Source organism: Ruegeria sp. BI12, assembly GCF_056537985.1.
Genome location: NZ_JBQFSL010000001.1, coordinates 261,324 through 280,281, shown reverse-complemented (window position 1 = coordinate 280,281; position 18,958 = coordinate 261,324). Strand labels below are relative to the sequence as shown.

Here is an 18,958-nt window from a genome sequence, read left to right as displayed (position 1 = left end):
GCTGTACTTACTGGATGTGGTGAGGCTATCGGCCATCGACCCATTTGTGAGCCGGCGGCAGTTGGAAAAGCCAATCACCACTGGCCGTCAGGGCGAAGGCGCTGCCTTCCCCCTCGGACAACCTTATTGGACAGGGCCGTGTCCTCGGCTGTGCCTGCGCGCCACCCCCCTGTCGAATACCATTGCCTTGCCCCCCTTCCGCATTCGCCATGTGGCAGATCCCCAGGAACAGGCGGCTTCGCTATATGGTCCAACTATGACGGTTGGTCAGGTTCGTGTGACGTTCAACAGGAATGTTGGGCGATAAATGATTTTGCCACCCACGCATAACTAAGCCATTGATTTCGCTTTAACTGCCATTTCAATAATGCACACGTTTTTCCATTTGGGTCACACAGGTCTTCCATCGTGTCGGCTGAACTCCACGAGAGTTGCCATTCGTCTAAAGTGCGGAATGTATCGAGAGAAAATCCAAGGCAAAAATCGCTTCCACAAAGCGATGTCATTCTTTTTGAACATTAATACTGTTCTTTTTTCGACTGCCTCTGCCACTATTGCAGTTGTAAAATGTCCGGAACGCAAAGTTTTCTTTTTGCTGGCATTTTGTCCGCACCATCCGATCGTTTCAGTCGTTTTGGACCGTCTTTAACCTTGATCTTCGGCTTTGCTAGTGGGCCCTTCAAGGTCACGGGCCAGGGGCTCTTCGAGAGAGGTTCGCCAATCTTACGGGGCTGCAGATTTAGGTCCAAAACCTTGCCCGCCACATCAACACCGCCAAAGACGACAACTTGGACATGGTCTGTCTCCAATGTGGTTTGTTTCGTCGAAATACTTCCATTTGAGATACTAATCGGCGCACGCAAACATACGATTGGAGCAACCTTTTGCTTCTCTTTGGTAAACACCCAAGGTAGCACCCCTAGCCCTGCCAGATCCAAAAGCTGCGTCTCGATCGAGCCATCACGCATTGAAACAGTAGCATTGCCGTTCATGCTGTTTGCAAAATGCTTCGGTGAATCGGTTCCGCCGGTCACCGAAAAATCTGCATAGATCGTACCGCTCGCACCCTTTTTGAAGTTCAGGTTGTGAAGAATATCATCCAGCTGCCAACCGCCCGCGTTGCCGGTCAACGTGAGTAGATGCGCGTCGTTCGAAAGATCCAACTGCCCGCTGACGTCGAAATGAGCACCTCCATATTCAAACTTCAAAGGCCCGGCCTTAAGCTCATTTTCGTTGAGCGTCAGTTCGCTCTGCAAACTGCTGATGCCCTGGGCTCCTTCGATGTGCCGAAGGTCAACGTCGACATCCATATCCATACCGGACAAGAGAATTGAGCGCCCGATAGGTTTGAGCGTTACATCTCTTAATGCACCTTGGCCGCTCTCGTCTTCTTGTTTAGTTTCTTTCTCTTCCGGCTCTAGGCCGCCTATTTTCCGCAATTGTGCGGCAGCCTGAACGATAGTTCGGATCTGATCTATCTTAATCAGGTCACTCTCAATGGAACCCTTCAGCACCGGGTCGCTTGTTGCATCATCAAGATCGGCCATAATCTGCAAGATAGAGTCAGCGACCTCAACATTGGCACTCGCGTTCCAATCAGTGCCTTCGCTAACAAGGTTGATTTCAAGACGAGCCTGCCCGGTTTCCACACGTTCAAGCGATAGTGCCTCCAAAAGGTCCGCCCCGGATGGGACTGCGACATCAATTGCCAAATCCAGGTCCTCGAATTTGAGTACATTCTCAACAGTGCCATGCACCTCAAGGTCCCAGACCTCCGTATCGCTTGTCTTTCCATCCAAATTTGTCAGCGAAAGCTGATTGATGTCGCCGTTCAAATGGAAGTCACCGGAAAACCTGCCAAGCTGGTCGTCTGGTCCCAACAATTCTGGCGAGATCAAACTGCTTGCCGGTATATCCATTAGGCCTTCTGCTGATATGCCTTGCAACTGAAGCGCGTCATCGACCGAACCGTTCAAAATGATAAACGGATCGGCTGGGTTCCCAATTCTAAGGTTGATGTTTCCGACTTTTAAGGCGCCTTCTGGCGTTCTGGAAAGCTCGGAGAACTTAATCGGGGGCGGGCCTTCGCCGGACGTGTCCAACGTGAAACCGTTGGTCTTTATGACCATTTGTCGCTGCGGCACCTGCCCAGGCACGCTGTCGATAACCATGTCGACCGCGATAAGTTTAAGATCATAACGCGATGCAGCAGGGGCTGGTTCAGCATCTTCAGGGTACAACTGAATGCGGGTTGTCAACGATACGTCTTCCGGATTTCCCAGTTCCCCGATCTGCCCCGTCAACGAAAGGCTTTGCCCGCCATCTAATTTCGCCAATACAGATAGGTCATCAATCCGTGCTACGCCGTCGACTGATGTGAATGTTGCGCCAATAATCCCTGTACCTTCCAAAACGCGGCGCAGCTTCAGGATATCGAGAAGCTGGCCAAGTTCGGCAATCTCTACGGTCGTTGCCACTTGCAGACCGTTCTCTTGAGGGACTTCCTCGGCGATAATCGAAATCTGTTCGAAGTTCACCGCCAACCGAAACGGGTCCTCGGTGGGGAATGTCGCGTTCAGATCAAACCTCTCTCCGTTCAGCGAACCGGCCCCGACTGCCGTCGCAACATCGGTTTCCGTATCACGCTTTAAGAGCAGTTCAGGAAGCTGAAGGTCCAACTCAAGCCCGTTTAAATCGTTCTGATAAAGAATGGCGATATCAGTCAGATCAATTTTGCGGTCCGTTAGAATTCCGGCTAACAGCGACGTCGGGGAATTTGCAGGTTTCCCGGCTTCGGCTTCCGTTTGGGCAATGGACTGCCAGTTACCGAAGCCGTCTTTGTCTGTGATTAGGTTCAGATGAACACCTGAGAGTGAAAGACCACTCAGTGACAGTTTACTGTTCCAAAGGTCGCGCGCGGAAACTTCAAACTCGATCTCATCGATTACTGCAAGTTTCACATCAGCATTCGGAGAACCGGGTAATTCCAGCCCTGCCGCTGACACCTGCAATTGCCGGCCAATACCCAGACGCACTTCATCTTCAATTCTAACCTCCTGGCCAAGTTTCTTGGAGATCAGGTTTTCGACGAAAGCAGTCCTGACCGAGGAAAACAACGCAGAAGACAGGAAAAGCCAAGCTGCAAACACAGCGACAAACGCGACAGCGCAACAAATCAAAATACCTTTTGCAACGTATCGCACCGTCTTCTCCTAAAATTCCGATTCATCCAATGGGCAGCCTAGACCATTTAATCATTAAGTTAATGGAATATATGGTCGGCAAATGATCTGAAGTCTGAATGATCTTGACCATATAGCTGATATTCTCGCCTGTTTAGTCGAACCGCTAAGAAGCGGGTAAATGACAAACGTTCGGCCAGTGTTGCACGCCCTGATTTCTAACAGTTGGCGCGAAGAGAGTTTTACTAGCCAAAATGGATACGCTGCATGAGCTTTGAACATGGCGGCACGACGTGAGCTTCAATTGACAGGCTGCCAAGTTCCTCCGATTTTCCATATTTATTTAATTACTGCTATGTGTGAATTCATCAAACGATGAGGGCATGATGAATTCACTAACCAGAATAACACGTGGGATTGGCGTCGCTTTCAAGGACGGTAGAGTGAAAGGCATTCTTGCCTTCACAGTTGGAATGATTTTATGGGCCTCGGTCTTTTACCACTTTGTCGAAGGTTGGAGTTGGCTCGACTCAATCTACTTTTCCGTCGTGACGATTTCGACCGTGGGGTTTGGTGACTTCTCACCTGAAACCGCAGCAGGAAAGATTTTCACAATGGTATACATCATTGTAGGTCTCGGTGTCTTTGTGACCGCGGCGACCACAGTGGCAGATACAATCTTGTCCCAAGACGACAAAAAAACCGACAAATAGATTATCCCAATTTGGCCAAACCGAATTCATGCCCAGGCATTGATTTGACTGGGCATCTCAAGCCATGGCCCGGATTCATTTGTGTCTTCAAGCTGATAGATGACCACTAAATTTCAAAAAAATATACATATTAGGTTTTTTGAGTGTAACATTCAAAAAAACACGGAGGGATGGAATGGAAAAGACACAAGACGCGAAGATTGTCGATCTGGCAATACGATTGCTCTTTCTTGGACTATTCCTCTACAGCGCCCTGGTCATGGTGGCCCCGCTTGCGAGCGTGGTTATCTGGGCAACGATCCTCTGTGTGGCGCTTTACCCGGCATTTGATTGGCTTCAGTCCAAGCTGGGAGGCCGGAAAAAACTTGCCACGACGATCTTGGTTTTGTTGGGCCTTGTTCTGACCCTCGGGCCAGTTGCTACGGCGGTGTCTGGTGCCGCAGAACTTGGGTCTGAATTCGCAGAACAAGCAGACAAGGGTGAGCTGAAAGTCCCACCTGCGCCCGAGGGCCTCAAGGAATTGCCCTTGGTGGGAGACAAAATTGCCGATGTCTGGGGAATGTTTGAGCGCAATCTTGACGGCGCGCTTGCAAAATATGGCACGCAAATCCTTGAGATCACCAAATCGCTTTTCGGGAAGGTGCTGGGCATCGGAATAGGGTTGCTTGGCTTAGCTCTGTCGGTACTGATTATGGGGGCTTTGTTCAGCCCCGGGCCAAGTTTGGTCCAGGGTCTTCAGCGCTTTGCCAACCGTGTCTTCGCACCACGCGGCGGTGAATTCGTAACACTGGCAGGCGCAACGATCCGGAACGTGACAAAAGGCGTGATCGGCGTAGCAGCCATTCAGGCGGTCTTCGTTTGGATACTGTTGGCTTTGTTTGGGATTTCTTCGGCCGCCACTCTGGCATTTATCTGCCTGATACTCTCAATTATCCAAATCGGGCCTGGATTGGTTCTAATACCGGTAATTATCTACGCTTGGAGTTCCATGTCCGGCGGAACTGCTTTGATCTTCACCATATTGGCCGTTCCCGTCATGATAATGGACAGCTTCCTAAGACCCGTGTTCATTTCAAAAGGCCTTGAGACTCCCATGTTGGTCATCCTCATCGGTGTTCTCGGAGGTATGATGGCGTACGGTTTGATCGGCGTCTTTATGGGGCCGGTTCTCTTCGCTGTTTTCTATGAGCTATTCAAAGTTTGGATTGATAGCTCGCCCGAAGCCGAGGGCACTGCTGAAGGTGCGGCGAAATGAGGAAGACAATATGGACAACCTTGGCTGTCATTCTGATTTTCCTTGTCTGGTACCTGGTCGCTGATCGGAAAACGCCATTTACCGGGAACGCCAGAGTAAAAGCCGTGGCGACCCAGATCGTCCCGCAGGTGACTGGCACTGTGACTGAAGTTTTGGTCGAAAACGGTGAGGTTGTCTCGGCAGGAGATGTCCTTGTCCGGATCGACGCGCGACCCTACGAGATTCAGCGCGACAAGGCGGAAGCTGATCTTGAAGCAGCCACTCAAGAAGTGGGTGCATCTTCAGCAGAGGTGAGAGCGGCACAAGCCAAACTCGCAAGGGCGCAAAGCGATCTGGATACGATGCGCATTCAGACGGAACGGGTATTTGCGCTCGAAAAGAAAGGGCTGATTGCCGTCTCAAAGGCTGATGACGCACGAGGGCAATTGGCAGAGTCCGAGGCAAACTATGAGAATGCAAAAGCGGATCTGGAAAAAGCAAAGCAAAGGCTTGGCGAAGATGGGATTGAAAACCCGAAAATCCAGCGCGCGTTGGCGGCCTTGGCGGATGCGGAACTGAACCTGGAATGGACTGAACTGCGTGCTCCGGCGACAGGCGTGATCTCTAACCTGTTGATAGCGCCTGGAACGTATGCGCGATCCGGTCAGGATCTTTTGACATTTCTGGACGCAACGGACGTCTGGATCGAGGCGTATTTTACAGAGAATAACCTAGGAAGAGCTTCGATAGGTTCTCCGGTTGACGTGGTTTTGGACATGCATCCTGGCAAGATTGTTCCGGGCGTCATTGAGAGCTTTAGCGCGGCCGTTTCCCTAAGTGGCGGTGACGAACCCGGGCAACTGGCGAGTCCGCCCAGTACCAAAGGTTTCTTGCGAGAGCCGGAAAGGTTCCCAGTCAGGATCGTACTACCAGGCTATGAAGCTGGAAGTGCCGAAGATGATCTTCGCTTTCAGTTGAACGGGCAGGCCGATGTGATCATGTATCTAAGTGACAACTCGTTGCTGAACCTGGTAGGCCGCACCTACATCCGCGTGGTTTCAATACTGTCCTATGCGTACTGAGGACCAACGCTCTGTCGCCCGGCTTGCGGTGGGTATTACCGGCGTCTTTTCCTTGGGCTTGTTTCTTGGCTGGCCACTCGCCGTCGTTGGGGCGGTGTTCACCGCACTGTTTTTGCAGGCGCCCGCCGCGTTGCCTCTGGCAGCATTTTCTAAGCTGTTTGTTTTTTCGATTGGATTGATGTTCATTTCGTTCCTGGTGTCGTCAATCTTCTCACCATATCCTCTTGTTTTCCTTATTCTGGTGGCCATTGGAATAATCCTGTCATTCATGTGGTCGGTTTCAGGCGCCGGAGTTTTACCGGGTGTCATTGCCCTGATGGGTGCACTGATGATCCCGAACTTGGTTCTGCAATCACAGGATCTGGCCTTGGTGCTTGTGTACTGGATACCGTTGAACCTGCTGTTTGCAGGCTTCGTATCGACGCTGATGTTCGTGTTGATACCCGCTGAACCTCAGACGGCCGCTCAGAAGAAAGCAGCAACGTCGCCAGACTTCGACCCACATCGCCGCATAGTCAGGATGTCGCTTGTCACAGTTCCGTTTGCCATGGCGTTCTTTATTTCCGGCGCATCCGCATTATTGGTTCTGTTTTTTGTCGCCCTACTGAGCCAGCAACTCGCGGCGATGCCTGCCGCGGGCAAAGCTGTGGCAAAAGCAATGCTGACGGCAAACCTTCTCGGGGCGGCAGTATCCATCATTTGTTATGAGATAAACGTAATAGCTCCGGTTTTTCTCACTCCCATTCTGCTGTGTTTTTTCTTTTGCCTAACACTCGGAGCACTTGGGAAATCTCAAGTTCCGCTCGCCGCCGCCGCCGGCTCCGCTCTTACAACGGCACTGATTGTATACGGCGGGTCGGTTGCACCGTTTTCAGACGAGGCTGACGTCAAAAGCATCACTCGAGTTTTGCAAGTTGCCAGCGCCGCCTTCTTTGTAATCATCGCATATGTCGTGGTGGATGAATTCTGGCCGGAAAAAGAGCGCCAGACATCTCAATGAATATAGTCGCGACAAAGCTTGGCGCTGAAACCAGCAGAGTTCCCAGTTTGACCGTTTTTCGCAACCACCACACGAATTGCAGCGCCAAAACAAACCGCGCACTTCGTTGAATGGGTGTTATGTGAAGCGATCTCTGGTTGAGTGATGGACGTTCAAGGGTTTGACGATCAGTCGCCACAAGGCGGGCTTTGCCGCCATTGAAGTCGCAATATCGAACAGCCGCTTCGATGCCGCGCACCCGGTTCCCGGATGCGCGGCTTTCGCATTTACTTGCTTCTAACAATGCCCGAGTAAGCGCCATTTAGGTTGAGCGTAACAGTGACTGGTTCATCGTCCCTGTTGCGCCAGAACCAACCATGATCACCTGCGAAAGGGGTTTCAAAACTACCTTCGCCTTCGGTCTGTCCGCGCCCTTTCTCATAGGTCACGTTTTGGTCGCCCGCGTGTGCATGAAGGTCGAAATTGACTCGGCCACCTTCGGCCACCCACGCGTAGAATAGGGTCGCTCCCTCTTCCATGGTTGCCTTGATCTCGGTGAACTCCCCCGGTTCAAGCGTGAACGTGATTGTGTCCTGCCGCGCTTCTTGAGCGTGTGCCGTTCCAACAAACAGACCGAAGACGTCATCGAGCAAGCTCGATGACTGATCCGCCTTGTGAAACTGTTGATCTTGTTCTGCCTCATCCACGAGTTCCTGCTTGATTTCACCCATCTCAGTCAGTCCAAGCACGCGGCCTGCGCCGGTTGGGTCGATCCCATATTCCGCAGGCAGCACGACAGCGACCAGTATTGCCACGGCGCTGACAGCCGCGATGACGGTGGATCGAAGAAGCTGGGCTGAGCTTGGTAATTCTTCGAGGCTCGGTTTCTTTGCGTTAAACATTTGAGGTTTTCCTTATGCGGCCACGATGTAGCCGGTGAATTGGTAGCCCATCAACACAAAGCCGATGGTCATCATGACGACATTGACGGTGTAGGCTTGTTCGAAAAACTTGGCGCTCTTCCGCCAATACCCCATGACGATGAGGATGGCTGCGAGTGCCAGAAGTTGACCGATCTCGACGCCAACATTGAACGCCAGCAGGTTGGGCAGCAGCCCGTCTGGTGCGATCTGGTAATCCAGTATCTTCGTTGCCAAGCCAGTGCCGTGAAACAGGCCAAAGATGAAAGTCGCCGCCTTTGTGTTGGGTTGGAAGCCGAACCACCGCTGATAGGCCCCAAGGTTGTCGAGCGCTTTGTAGACAACGGACAGACCGATGATGGCATCCACAATGTAGGAACTGATGCCCCAGCCAAACCAGACGCCCGCAAGCATCGTGATGGAATGCCCCAATGCAAAGAGGCTCACGTAGACTGCAACGTCTTTAGACCGATAGAGGAAGAAGACGACACCGAGGAGGAACAAGATGTGGTCGTAGCCCGTGACCATGTGTTTGGCCCCGAGGTACATGAAGGGGATGATGTGCACGCCCCAGATTTCTTGGATGTAGCCAGCATCGCCGGGCGTAACATCATGCGCCAATGCTGCGCTTGCAGATAGCAACAACAAGGATAGGATGAAGAACGCGAGACGCTTAGAACTGCGCCTGACGCCCTCATTAAGGGTTTTCATGGATTAACTCCGCTTAATAGTTGGATTGATCAGTCGAGCGCGAGAGCCGCGCAGTGCCGATCAAGCGCGCGGAGGTCGATCTATCCTAAACTGGCGAGTGGGACCGCGGGTTGCGACCAGCCCTCGCCAAGCCTCGCCTATGTGCAATTCAGGAGCGGTACCGGGACCACTGGAGAGAAACGCTTGGTTGTGATCGTGATCAGCTACATCGTGACTGTGGCCGTGCATCGCCCAAAAGAGGTCTTCTTCGAACCCGTGCGAATGGCCATGATCCTCGACCACTTCCAGATGATCTTGGATCGTCTCAAAAACCGATGGTGCGTGCGAGAATGTTGGCGTTACGGACCAAACCACCAACGATAGACAGAGAGCAGCTAGGCCAACTCTCAGAATGTGCTCGTAAGCCTGTTTCATCACATCTGTCTGCCCGGTGAGTGCAGCCTTTATGCGGCTGCCATGATTTTGTTCACTTCTACCGTAGTGTTCGCCACGTGGTCAATTCAACCTATCAGGCTCTTGTATTCGTCTGGTGATCTTGGAGCTGTTGAAGCGACCGAGACGATGACTGAATAATAGCCCGGGCCAACCTTCCAGATGTGCAGGTCAGTGATCTTGTCAGTTTGGCAGAAGGGTTCAATCGCAAATGGCGGCAAGCCCGCTACCTCATCACTTTCCTTTCGTGGGCCAGCGGGATTTGGATAAGCCAAACGCCCCTGGCCGTCAGGGTGAGGGCGCGGTCCTTCCCCTGGGGCAACGCCATTAGACAAGGCCGTGTCCTCGGCTTTGCCTGCGGGCCGCACCACCCCTGCCGAAAAGCGTTGCCTCGCCCCCTCCCGCGTTCGCTACGTGGCATATTAGCAGGAACAGGCAGCTTCGCTGTCTGGCCTGCAAATCAGCTCTGATTTTCCGAAAGGGAAGTCAGATCAAACCAAACTGTCTGCGGGAGTATGAAATGGAGGTGGCGTGTTAGTTTGTGACGCAATGACCAAATTCAACCTATGTTCAACGTCGGGGGGGCCTTCTGATGTCGAACGTTCACTGCTTTTCTGGTCCAACTATGACGGTTGGGTCAGGTTCGTGTGACGTTCAACAGGAATGTGGAGCGACACATAACGTTGCCATTCCGAGTTCTCCAATCCTTTGATTTTGCGACATCGGGTATTCAAGTAGCGCACCAGCTTTACCTTTTGCGACTCATAGGTCTTCCACTTTCAGTGGCCCTCGCGAAAGTGGGCCTTGGGCAGAATTGCGGAGAATGCTTGCTTTGAGCCCTTACCAGACATTGCAGCATGACTTGGCTGGTGCATGTGAATTAGACGGTTTGCAGCCCCCCCCGCTGCCCTTGCCTCTTTCCCAAGATGCTACGGAAGCAGTCGGCAGGTTCAGGCCAAAGCGGAGGTCGTTCAAGAGGCACTCAAAACAGGAACTCACAGTAGGCCGTACACCATTAAAGGCTTCTCATGACTGTTTTTTTGCTGGATCACTCCTTTAATTCGGAGCAAAGCGACGCGTCGCTTGCAAGATGATCGATAAGCGCACGCACGCGGGTCGTCAATCGGCGGTTCTGCGGAAACAGCGCAGCGACTACATAGGGTTTCACGCGTCTCTCAGGAAATAGCTCGACCAATTCTCCCGTCTTGAGAGCTTCTGAAACAGTGTAGGCCGGACAGCGGGCAATCCCAATGCCAGTGGCGGCCAGCCTTGCTGATGCTGCCGGTGCATTAGCGCGAAGCCGGCCGTCGACATGGACCGCCAATTCCTGATCGTCCAAATTGAAACGCCAGATCGTAGGTTCCGACATATTGCCGTCCAGAATGCATTCATGGGCCTCCAACGCACGCGGATGCGCCGGCATTCCAGTGCGTTTCAAATATGCTGGAGATGCGCAGACGACCAAAGGCATCGGACCAAGCTGACGCACTTTGAGTGAGCTGTCCCGCATCGGTCCGATGCGGATCGCAAGATCCAGGCCTTCGTCAATGATTGACACCCTTCTGTCCGAAAGACGAAGGTCGATCTCTACTTCCGGATGCTTTGCAGCGAAATCCGCAAGAGAGGGCGCGAGCCGCACCGATCCAAATCCCGTCGGAGCTGAGATATGGATGATACCGCGCAAAGCCCCTTGTTGGTTTCTAACGGTTTCTTCCAACTCGTCGAAGCCGTCGAGAAGCGGTTCACACATCGCCAGATACGTTGCGCCGGCGTCCGTCAGAGACACACTGCGTGTGGTTCTGTTCAAAAGCTGAACGCCAAGCGCCTCTTCCAGATCCGCGACGTATTTGCTGACCAGCCGCGCAGATCGTCCCACACGCTGTGCGGCAACTGTGAAGGAGGCGTTCTTTGCGACAAGCGCAAAGGCCCGCATGCGGTCGATCTTATCCATGGCTCATTGCGCCCTTTCAGGGCTTAAACTTTTCCCAAAATTGACGATTATCGCACGAATGCGCAAGTCGTATCTGTTTCGGGAAATGACACGCCCAAGCAGGAGCTCTTAAATGTCAAACCTCGTTCGTATTCATCACTTCCCCAAATCAGGCCACGCGCATCGCGCTTTGGTTTTTGCTAAGCTCGCAGAAATTGACCATGAAGCTGTCTTTGTTGATCTTGCTGCTGGTGAGCACAAATCGCCTGATTTCCTTGCTATGAACCCGAATGGGCAGGTGCCCGTGCTGGAAGATGGCGAAACCGTTGTTTCTGATTCAAACGCTATTTTGGTGTATCTCGCTCGCAAGTACGCACCCGGATGGATGCCGAATGATGCAGTGGGAGAAGCAAACGTTCAGCAGTGGCTCACGCTCGCTGCCGGTGAGATAGCCTTTGGTTCATGTGCTGCACGGCTGATTACGGTGTTTGGCGCGCCTCTTGACGTGGACTTTGCTGCAGCGACTGCTGCAAAAGCAATGCAAAAAATGGAACATGGACTGGATGGTCGTGACTGGCTTGTTGGTGATCGGCCGACGATCGCTGATGTTGCGGCTTATTCCTACACAGCCCATGCGCCAGAGGGAAATGTTTCTCTCGAGCCATACCCGAATGTCCGCGCTTGGATTACACGGTTCGAAGCGTTGGCCGGATTTGAAGCAATGCCCGCTACCGCCGTTGGTCTTGCAGCTGAGTAATTCAACGGACATTCCCAATGGTGAACGAAGCCCCACCGCATCCACTGCCATCGTTAAGCCGATTGGTAAGTGGCGCAACCATTCCGAGCCACCTAAAGGTCGCAAATCCTATTGGCTCTGGGGTTTCTTCCCGACGATTACCCGAGCCTGAATGTTCTGGGTCTGAGACGATAGGGTTGAGCAAAAAGGAAAGAACGATGTTGGACGAAGACACACCATTTCATTCAGGTGAACTGGCGGCACAGGAACGCGCAGGTGTCAGGGGGCTTGCCAAACGTGTGGCACCCTTCATCCGGGATCACATGCCGGACCAACACCGCACTTTTTTTCAAGCTCAACCGTTTCTGGTAGCGGCCTCTGGCGACGAGCACGGACGTGTCTGGGCGACTATCATCGAAGGCGCAGATGGATTTATTGACTCACCAGACTCCCGAACGCTGACGTTAGCAACAATGATCGACCCAAAAGACCCGCTGAGCGAGGCTATTCTGGCGGGCACAGATATTGGCGTGGTTGGCATTGAGCTGGCCACGCGCCGCCGCAATCGCTTTAGCGGCAAGACGCGTCCAACCAAAGATGGCATCGCAATCGACATCCATCAGACCTTTGGAAACTGTCCGAAGTATATTAATGAGCGGGAATGGTGGCGCACTGATACGACGATGACGAATGAAGCGGTCGTATCTGCTCAGCTTAGCTCCCAACAAATCAAACACATAAGCGCCGCAGACACCCTGTTCATCGGATCGGGGCGACAGGACGCTAACGGAGCGCCTTCCAACGGCTATGACGCTTCCCATCGTGGTGGCGAGCCTGGATTCGTCCGTGTAGTTGGGCCGAAGCGCCTGCGCATCCCCGATTATACAGGCAATAACTTTTTCAACACGATTGGGAACCTGCTCGAAGACCCGCGTGTTGGGTTGCTCTTTGTCGATTTCACAACTGGCGGGATGTTACATATGACGGGACGGGCTACGGTCGAGTGGGACCCGGAGGAGGCGCGTGACCCAAGCATCCTGCGTGTCATTGAAATCGAGGTTGATACGGTCATCGACAGGCCAGCCGCGCTTTCCCTGAGGTGGTCTGCAGAACCAGCAGCGATGACAAAACTGACTGTAATCGACAAGGTTGTAGAAGCTGAAGACATTACCTCTTTCCATCTCGCGCCCGCAAACGGCGAGACGGCGACACCTTTCCTTGCGGGGCAGCATTTGCCGCTTGCTCTCGACATACCGGGCCATAACGCGAGGGTGCGGCGGACATACTCGTTGTCTGGCTCGATCGCAAATCCTCACTACCGGATCAGTGTCAAACGTGAGGCAGGCGGTGTCGGATCAAATTTCCTGCACAACGAGGTGCATGCGGGTGACGTGATTGAGGCCAAACTGCCCGCAGGTGACTTTGTACTCCCCGACGATGACAAACCATTGGTTCTCGTCAGCGCTGGTGTCGGCCAGACACCGATGCTTGCCATGCTGCACGAAGCCTTGGCGGGCGAAAACGATCGGCCATTGTGGTATGTCCACGGGGCTCGAAATGGACGCACCCATGCTTTTGGCAGAGAGGTTAGTCAACTGATTGCAGCAAATCCAAGTTTCGCCCGACAGATATTCTTAAGCGCACCAGGCAGCACCGACCATCTGGGCCAAACGTTTGATGTCCAAGGCCGGATCACTGCTGCCGACCTGTTGGCGCTAAAGGCGGGAACGGACGCGCTCTATATGATTTGCGGTCCTCTGGATTTCATGACCGGTTTGAAAAACGGCTTGGAGGCCGCCGGCGTCCCGAACGATCAGATCAAATATGAAACTTTTGGAGCATAGTTCCGAATGCTGGAAATTAGGTGCTGCGGTCGTACCATTAGCGACTTCTGCTGGATGTCGGTTTTGGGCACAATACCGCACATCATAAAGTCCGCGTATTGTGTGTAGCCGCCGTTCCTTTGGCACAGTACTGCATTCTTTAGAAAAGCAACGTGTTCTGGCGCAAAAAGTAACGGCGCGGCCTGCTCCACCGCACTTGTTTTAGGGCCAGCGGGATTTGGACAAGCCAAACGCCTCTGGCCATCAGGGGTAAGACGCTGCTTTCCCCCTCGGGCAACCCTATTAGACAAAACCGTGTCCTCGGCAGAGCCTGCGGGCCGCACCACTATTGTCGACAAGCGTTGCCTCGCCCCCATCCGCGTTCGCCACGTGGCAGATTAGCAGGAACAGGCGCCTGCTGCGGCGTCTGATCTGCAAATACGCCCAGGTTTTTCCAAAAGGAAGGCAGGATAATCAATTCGGAATGGATGCTGGATGAAAGGGGCGTGGCGAAAATAGCAAGGTTCTGTCGCTGGTGGTAGAAGTATATGTCGCCTTTCAAAGAATGCCGGGCGACACAAAGGTTTTCAATCATGACAGCGCATCCTGGAAGCTACCGCAGAGGTTAAACGCTGCAAATATCGGAAGGAAGCCCTCATCGAACCTTCACCGGCTTTTTAGGTTTCGCTAGTGCAGTAAATCAAAAAATTGCTAAAAGCGAACGTTGGGGATCCTCTTTGCAAAACCTGTGTCATGCCATAAGCCAGACATTTTACAACCGAACCTTTTCAGCCTGTCGGGTACGCATAGCTGGATACCGGCCGATCTCTGACACCCCAAAAATGCCGGGAAAAAGCCGTCAGTTTTGGGGCTTCTCTTGCGAGCCATGCAGTTTCTCTCGGAGTTTTTGCGCGATCACATAGAGTGATGGGATGAAGAATATTCCGACCAAAGATGCCGCAAGCATACCGCCGAATACCGGGGTGCCGACGCCGCGCCGCGCCAGTTCCGAAGCGCCTTCGGCTACAACGAGGGGATAAAGACCTGCAATAAAGGCAAAACTCGTCATCATGACCGCGCGAAAACGTGCACGGGCACCGTCGATCGCAGCATCAACCACACCCATTCCGTTGTTGTATCGGTCCATTGCAAATTCCACGATCAAGATTGCATTTTTTGCGGCCAGCGCGATGAGAACGACCAAGCCTATTTGTGCATACAGGTTGTTCTCCAGGCCCAGAAGCAATAGTGCGCCCAGCGCTCCGCAAACCCCGAATGAGACGGATAGCACTACCGCCAGTGGAATGCTCCAGCTTTCATAGAGCGCCACCAGAAACAAATAGGCGAACAGAACTGCCAGCCCCAGAACAATGGGGGTTTTCCCGGCCGCCTCGATCTCTTGCTGGGCGGTTCCGGTCCACTCATAGTTATATCCCTGCGGCAAGGTTTTGGTGGCAACCTCATCCATTGCCTGCAGCGACGCTCCCGAAGAAACTCCCGGTGCCGGCCCCCCGGCAATTGTCACGGATCGGAAGTTGTTGTACCGAACCAGCGACTGCGGCCCTAAAATCAAATCCGTTTCCGCTACCGCTCGGATTGGCACCATCTCTCCATCGTTGTTGCGGACATGAATGCGGCCGATATCCGACGAACTTTTGCGATATTTTTCGTCGGCTTGCAGATTAACCTGCCACGTTCTTCCGAAGAGATTCATGTCGTTTACATAATAGCCCCCCAAAGTCACCTGCATGGCGCGGAACAATTCATCCACGTCCACACCGAGCGTCTGCAGCTTCTTACGGTCTAGTTTGAGATCCAGTTTCGGTGTTTGGGCAGAGAAGGTTGTATAAACTCCGGCAAGCCGGTCGTCTGCATTGGCTGAGGTGACCAACCCCATGGCAGTTGCCCCGAGATCAACAACGTCGCCGCCATGCAAATCCAACAACTGAAATTCAAACCCCGCGCCCGTCCCAAGACCCATGATGGGGGGAAGGTTGAAAGGAAAAGCAACGGCAGACTCCAATTGGGTAAAGCTCTGTCGCGCGTATTGGATAGACGCGTTGACCGACAGCGACGGATCTGTGCGATCTTCAAACGGTTTCATGATGACAATGGCAAATCCACCGTTGGATTTCGAGATGCCGTCAACAAAACTGAAACCGGTCACAGTCATAACTTCTTCAACACCAGGCCCGTCCTTCAAGATGTCATAAACACCATCCAATACGATCGCAGTCCGGTTGATCGAGGCACCTTCAGGCAATGCCACCTCGACAAAATAAACTCCTTGATCTTCCACAGGCAAAAACCCGGACGGTGTAACTTTGAAAAGAACGCCTGCGCCGAAAAGGGCAAAACCAAGGAATAGAATGGACAGAAGCGCGCGCCGCGCCAATCTTGTGACAACCAAGGCATAGCCGTCGCGCGCATTGTCGATACGTCGAGAAATCCAGGCCAACGGCCCCTTTTTGGGTTCGTTATCGCGCTTCAGCAAAAGAGTACACAGGGCAGGGCTAAGTGTCAGAGCATTCAGGGCAGAGATCAGCATTGAAAATGACACGGCCACAGCAAATTGCTGAAACATCGCCCCGGTAATCCCAGGAATGAACGCAACCGGCACGAACACCGACAGTAGAACAAACGTGATTGCAAGTATTGGTGCGGTTATCTGGTTCATAGCCTCACCAGTTGCCTCGGCAACGGTCAATTCTGGCCGTTCGCTCATGACCTTTTCAACGTTCTCGATGACGACAATGGCGTCATCGACAACAATCCCGATGGCCAAAACCAAGGCAAGCAACGAGACTGTATTCAACGAAAACCCGAGGGCAAGAAGGAAGCTTAATGCGCCGATCAAGGACACCGGAACCGCAATGAGCGGGATCAATGCCATACGGAAACTTCCGAGGAACAGGAAGACGACGATGACGACAAGTACAAATGCTTCCAGCAGCGTCTTGACCACCTCGTCTATGCTGGCCTTTACGAAAGTTACGGAGTTGTACGGAATGCTCCAGCTGACATCGTCAGGAAAGGAACCCTGCAAGGCTTCAATCGCTTTGTTTACACCTTCGGAAGTCGAAAGTGCATTGGCCCCAGGCGCTAGGTAAACACCAACCATCGCCGTCGGCTTGCCTTCGAATTTAGAAAATGAATCCTGCGACTTAGCCCCAAGTTCGACGGTCCCGACATCACCAAGAAAAACGAACGAACCGTCCGGTAGCGACCGGACAACAATTTGCTCGAACTCGTCGACGCTGCTTAGCCTGCCTTGCGTTTGGATATTGAGCTGAAAGACCGGATCTTCGGTCATCGGCTGCGCACCTACGCGCCCAACAGCTGCTTGCACGTTTTGCCCGTTAACGGCGTTTATCACGTCATCAACAGACACTTGCAGGTTGGTCATCCGGTCAACGTCCAGCCAGACCCGCATGGAATAGTCCTGGGCGCCGAAGATCGAAGCATCGCCAACCCCTGGCGATCGCTTGATGCTGTCCAGTATGTTGATCGTGGCAAAGTTGGACAAATAGAGGGCGTCGTGATCGGGGTTGTCGGAGGTTATCGCAATGACTTGCAACAGGGCCGAGCTTTTCTTTTTGGTGCTTACCCCCGCCCTTACGACTTCGTCTGGAAGGCCGGACATCGCCAAGCTTACCCGGTTTTGAACGTTTACCGCGTTGATATCCGGGTCGGTGCCCGGCTCGAAAGTGACCTGCAAACTATAGCTACCGTCCGAGCCGCTGGTCGATTTCATGTATAACATGTCGGACACGCCAACGATCTGCTCTTCAATCACCTGAGCGACGGTGGACTCCACAACATCCGCACCAGCACCCGAATAGGCTGTCGTGACCTGAACCTGAGGCGGTACAATGTCGGGCAACTGCTCGACAGGTAACTGTGTCAACGAAATCAAGCCGGCAAGAGTGATGACTATCGAAATGACCAGCGCGAAACGGGGGCGGCGAATAAAGAGTTGAGAGATCACTGATCAATCCTCTTTTGCCGTTTGAGTTTCCTGAGGGTTGTTGGTCTTGGATTGCGCTTCCGCCTCGCCTTTGTCTGGATCTTTACTTTCTTGCGAAGGCACAGCCGGTGCCTTTTTTTCTGCATCGACCTCCATACCTGCGTGAACACGCTGCAGACCTTCGGTGACGACCAGATCACCTTGATTGAGACCCTTGTCCAACACAGCCTCGGTACCAGCAATGCGCGCAACGGAAATTACCTGCTTTGCAACCTTGCCGCTATCATCGACGGTCAAAACGAAATAGCCGGATTGATCCCGCTGCAACGCCACCGCAGGAATGACCAGGGATTTATCCTGAGGTTGTTCAACAACTTTCACTCGGACCAACTGATCGTTCAGAAGGGCTCCGTTCGGATTCGGAAACGTGGCTTTTATCATGATCGTGTCTGTTCCCGACTGAACCTTTGTGTCGAGAAGAGCCACTTTGCCGCTATGCGGGTAGTCCTCGCCATCCGCCAGGATCAACCCAATCTCTAATGGTTGATTGCTATTGTCAGAGCGATCATTTCTGAATTTCAGAAACTCGGTTTCCGAAACAGGAAAAGAGACATAAATCGGATCAATGCTGGCAAGGTTCACCAAAACACCACTGTTTGGGCTGACAAATGCGCCAACGGACAGATCGGTAAAACTCATACGCCCATCAAATGGGGCCGTAATTTTTGTGTAGGATAGGTCAAGTTCGGCGTCCTGAAGACTCCCCTTCAATTGCAGCAACTCACCTTCGGTTTTTCCTTGCTGTGCTTCGGCCCGCTGAACGATGTTTTCTGCAACATCGTCTTTTTCAAAAAGCTTCTGCTGTCTATCCAACTCGATATCCGCTAGGGTCTTTTCAGCCTGCGCTGATTTGATTTGACCTTGAATTTGTGTGATTGCGGCCTCGTAGGCGTCTGGTTCGATTTGTATTAGCAGATCATCTTTTGAAACGAGGGCGCCTTCTTCAAATCCGATGTTTTCGACGTACCCGGGAACGCGGGCCATGATATCCACCTGGTCAATCGGTTCTATTCTGCCAGTGAAAACTTCGGCTTCTGAAACCTGTTTGGCTTCAACTTCAACAACAGTCACTTTGGGTTTTGGTGCAGTTTCTTTGGCTGATTGGGCATGAGTAGCCAAGGGGTTTGCAACTGTCAGGGCGAGAAACAAGATTAAAAGTGCAGACAAGCGGTTCATGTTCAGATCTCAA

At 52.7% G+C, this 18,958-nt stretch carries 13 protein-coding genes and 1 pseudogene; 7 read left to right on the top strand and 7 right to left on the bottom strand.

Translation table 11 applies throughout. The features are described 5' to 3' along the window. Positions 1-551 precede the first annotated feature (551 nt). Positions 552-3,149, bottom strand: coding sequence for an AsmA family protein (locus tag ACR0AK_RS01465; RefSeq protein ID WP_480792128.1), 2,598 nt, complete (start codon positions 3,147-3,149; stop codon positions 552-554). A gap of 419 nt (positions 3,150-3,568) precedes the next feature. Here ACR0AK_RS01465 and ACR0AK_RS01460 point away from each other — a divergent pair, with 419 nt between their 5' ends. The 5 genes and pseudogenes from ACR0AK_RS01460 to ACR0AK_RS01440 all read left to right on the top strand — a co-directional run bounded on the left by ACR0AK_RS01460 (position 3,569) and on the right by ACR0AK_RS01440 (position 7,211). Continuing rightward, positions 3,569-3,895: a potassium channel family protein gene (locus tag ACR0AK_RS01460; RefSeq protein WP_480792127.1), complete on the top strand. Its 327-nt coding sequence runs from the start codon at positions 3,569-3,571 to the stop codon at positions 3,893-3,895. Positions 3,896-4,070: 175 nt separating this feature from the next. Then, positions 4,071-5,150: an AI-2E family transporter gene (locus ACR0AK_RS01455; protein ID WP_170561379.1), complete on the top strand. Its 1,080-nt coding sequence runs from the start codon at positions 4,071-4,073 to the stop codon at positions 5,148-5,150. Then, complete coding sequence (locus ACR0AK_RS01450; protein ID WP_480792126.1) at positions 5,147-6,211, top strand: HlyD family secretion protein; 1,065 nt, start codon at positions 5,147-5,149, stop codon at positions 6,209-6,211. Before ACR0AK_RS01455 ends, ACR0AK_RS01450 begins: the two co-directional genes overlap by 4 nt. After that, positions 6,201-6,578 (top strand): annotated as a pseudogene (locus ACR0AK_RS01445) (DUF2955 domain-containing protein); the annotation flags it as partial. The gene ACR0AK_RS01450 and the pseudogene ACR0AK_RS01445, both read left to right, overlap by 11 nt. A gap of 24 nt (positions 6,579-6,602) precedes the next feature. Further along, the gene (locus ACR0AK_RS01440) at positions 6,603-7,211 is read left to right on the top strand and encodes a hypothetical protein (protein ID WP_480793669.1); all 609 of its coding nucleotides are present in this window, start codon (positions 6,603-6,605) and stop codon (positions 7,209-7,211) included. A 266-nt stretch (positions 7,212-7,477) separates the two neighbouring features. Here the strand turns inward: ACR0AK_RS01440 and ACR0AK_RS01435 are convergent, their stop codons facing one another. The 3 genes from ACR0AK_RS01435 to ACR0AK_RS01425 all read right to left on the bottom strand — a co-directional run bounded on the left by ACR0AK_RS01435 (position 7,478) and on the right by ACR0AK_RS01425 (position 11,204). After that, positions 7,478-8,092 carry a transmembrane anchor protein gene (locus tag ACR0AK_RS01435; RefSeq protein ID WP_480792125.1) on the bottom strand — a complete coding sequence of 205 codons (615 nt, stop codon included), beginning with the start codon at positions 8,090-8,092 and terminating at the stop codon, positions 7,478-7,480. Between the two features lie 12 nt (positions 8,093-8,104). Next, positions 8,105-8,821, bottom strand: coding sequence for a HupE/UreJ family protein (locus ACR0AK_RS01430; protein WP_480792124.1), 717 nt, complete (start codon positions 8,819-8,821; stop codon positions 8,105-8,107). Between the two features lie 1,480 nt (positions 8,822-10,301). After that, complete coding sequence (locus tag ACR0AK_RS01425) at positions 10,302-11,204, bottom strand: LysR family transcriptional regulator (protein WP_170561392.1); 903 nt, start codon at positions 11,202-11,204, stop codon at positions 10,302-10,304. 112 nt (positions 11,205-11,316) lie between these two features. On the opposite strand from ACR0AK_RS01425, the gene ACR0AK_RS01420 reads away from it, so the two are divergent. After that, a complete protein-coding gene (locus ACR0AK_RS01420) occupies positions 11,317-11,940 on the top strand; it encodes a glutathione S-transferase family protein (protein WP_170561393.1) in 624 nt (207 codons plus the stop codon). Between the two features lie 197 nt (positions 11,941-12,137). After that, positions 12,138-13,763: an FAD-binding oxidoreductase gene (locus ACR0AK_RS01415; RefSeq protein WP_480792123.1), complete on the top strand. Its 1,626-nt coding sequence runs from the start codon at positions 12,138-12,140 to the stop codon at positions 13,761-13,763. 325 nt (positions 13,764-14,088) lie between these two features. Here the strand turns inward: ACR0AK_RS01415 and ACR0AK_RS01410 are convergent, their stop codons facing one another. The 3 genes from ACR0AK_RS01410 to ACR0AK_RS01400 form a co-directional block, all read right to left on the bottom strand. Then, entirely contained in the window at positions 14,089-14,337 is a 249-nt protein-coding gene (locus tag ACR0AK_RS01410; protein ID WP_480792122.1) for a hypothetical protein, read from the bottom strand. Positions 14,338-14,601: 264 nt separating this feature from the next. Next, on the bottom strand, positions 14,602-17,730 hold the full coding sequence (locus ACR0AK_RS01405; protein WP_480792121.1) for an efflux RND transporter permease subunit: 3,129 nt from the start codon (positions 17,728-17,730) through the stop codon (positions 14,602-14,604). A 3-nt stretch (positions 17,731-17,733) separates the two neighbouring features. Beyond that, complete coding sequence (locus ACR0AK_RS01400) at positions 17,734-18,840, bottom strand: efflux RND transporter periplasmic adaptor subunit (RefSeq protein ID WP_480792120.1); 1,107 nt, start codon at positions 18,838-18,840, stop codon at positions 17,734-17,736. Between the last annotated feature and the right edge of the window lie 118 nt (positions 18,841-18,958).

Excerpts from the sequence above, each read along its gene's own strand:
- ACR0AK_RS01460 (WP_480792127.1), top strand. The coding sequence starts at position 3,569 with ATGAATTCACTAACCAGAATAACACGTGGGATTGGCGTCGCTTTCAAG.
- ACR0AK_RS01455 (WP_170561379.1), top strand. The coding sequence starts at position 4,071 with ATGGAAAAGACACAAGACGCGAAGATTGTCGATCTGGCAATACGATTG.
- ACR0AK_RS01450 (WP_480792126.1), top strand. The coding sequence starts at position 5,147 with ATGAGGAAGACAATATGGACAACCTTGGCTGTCATTCTGATTTTCCTT.
- ACR0AK_RS01435 (WP_480792125.1), bottom strand. The coding sequence starts at position 8,092 with ATGTTTAACGCAAAGAAACCGAGCCTCGAAGAATTACCAAGCTCAGCC.
- ACR0AK_RS01430 (WP_480792124.1), bottom strand. The coding sequence starts at position 8,821 with ATGAAAACCCTTAATGAGGGCGTCAGGCGCAGTTCTAAGCGTCTCGCG.
- ACR0AK_RS01425 (WP_170561392.1), bottom strand. The coding sequence starts at position 11,204 with ATGGATAAGATCGACCGCATGCGGGCCTTTGCGCTTGTCGCAAAGAAC.
- ACR0AK_RS01420 (WP_170561393.1), top strand. The coding sequence starts at position 11,317 with ATGTCAAACCTCGTTCGTATTCATCACTTCCCCAAATCAGGCCACGCG.
- ACR0AK_RS01415 (WP_480792123.1), top strand. The coding sequence starts at position 12,138 with ATGTTGGACGAAGACACACCATTTCATTCAGGTGAACTGGCGGCACAG.
- ACR0AK_RS01410 (WP_480792122.1), bottom strand. The coding sequence starts at position 14,337 with ATGATTGAAAACCTTTGTGTCGCCCGGCATTCTTTGAAAGGCGACATA.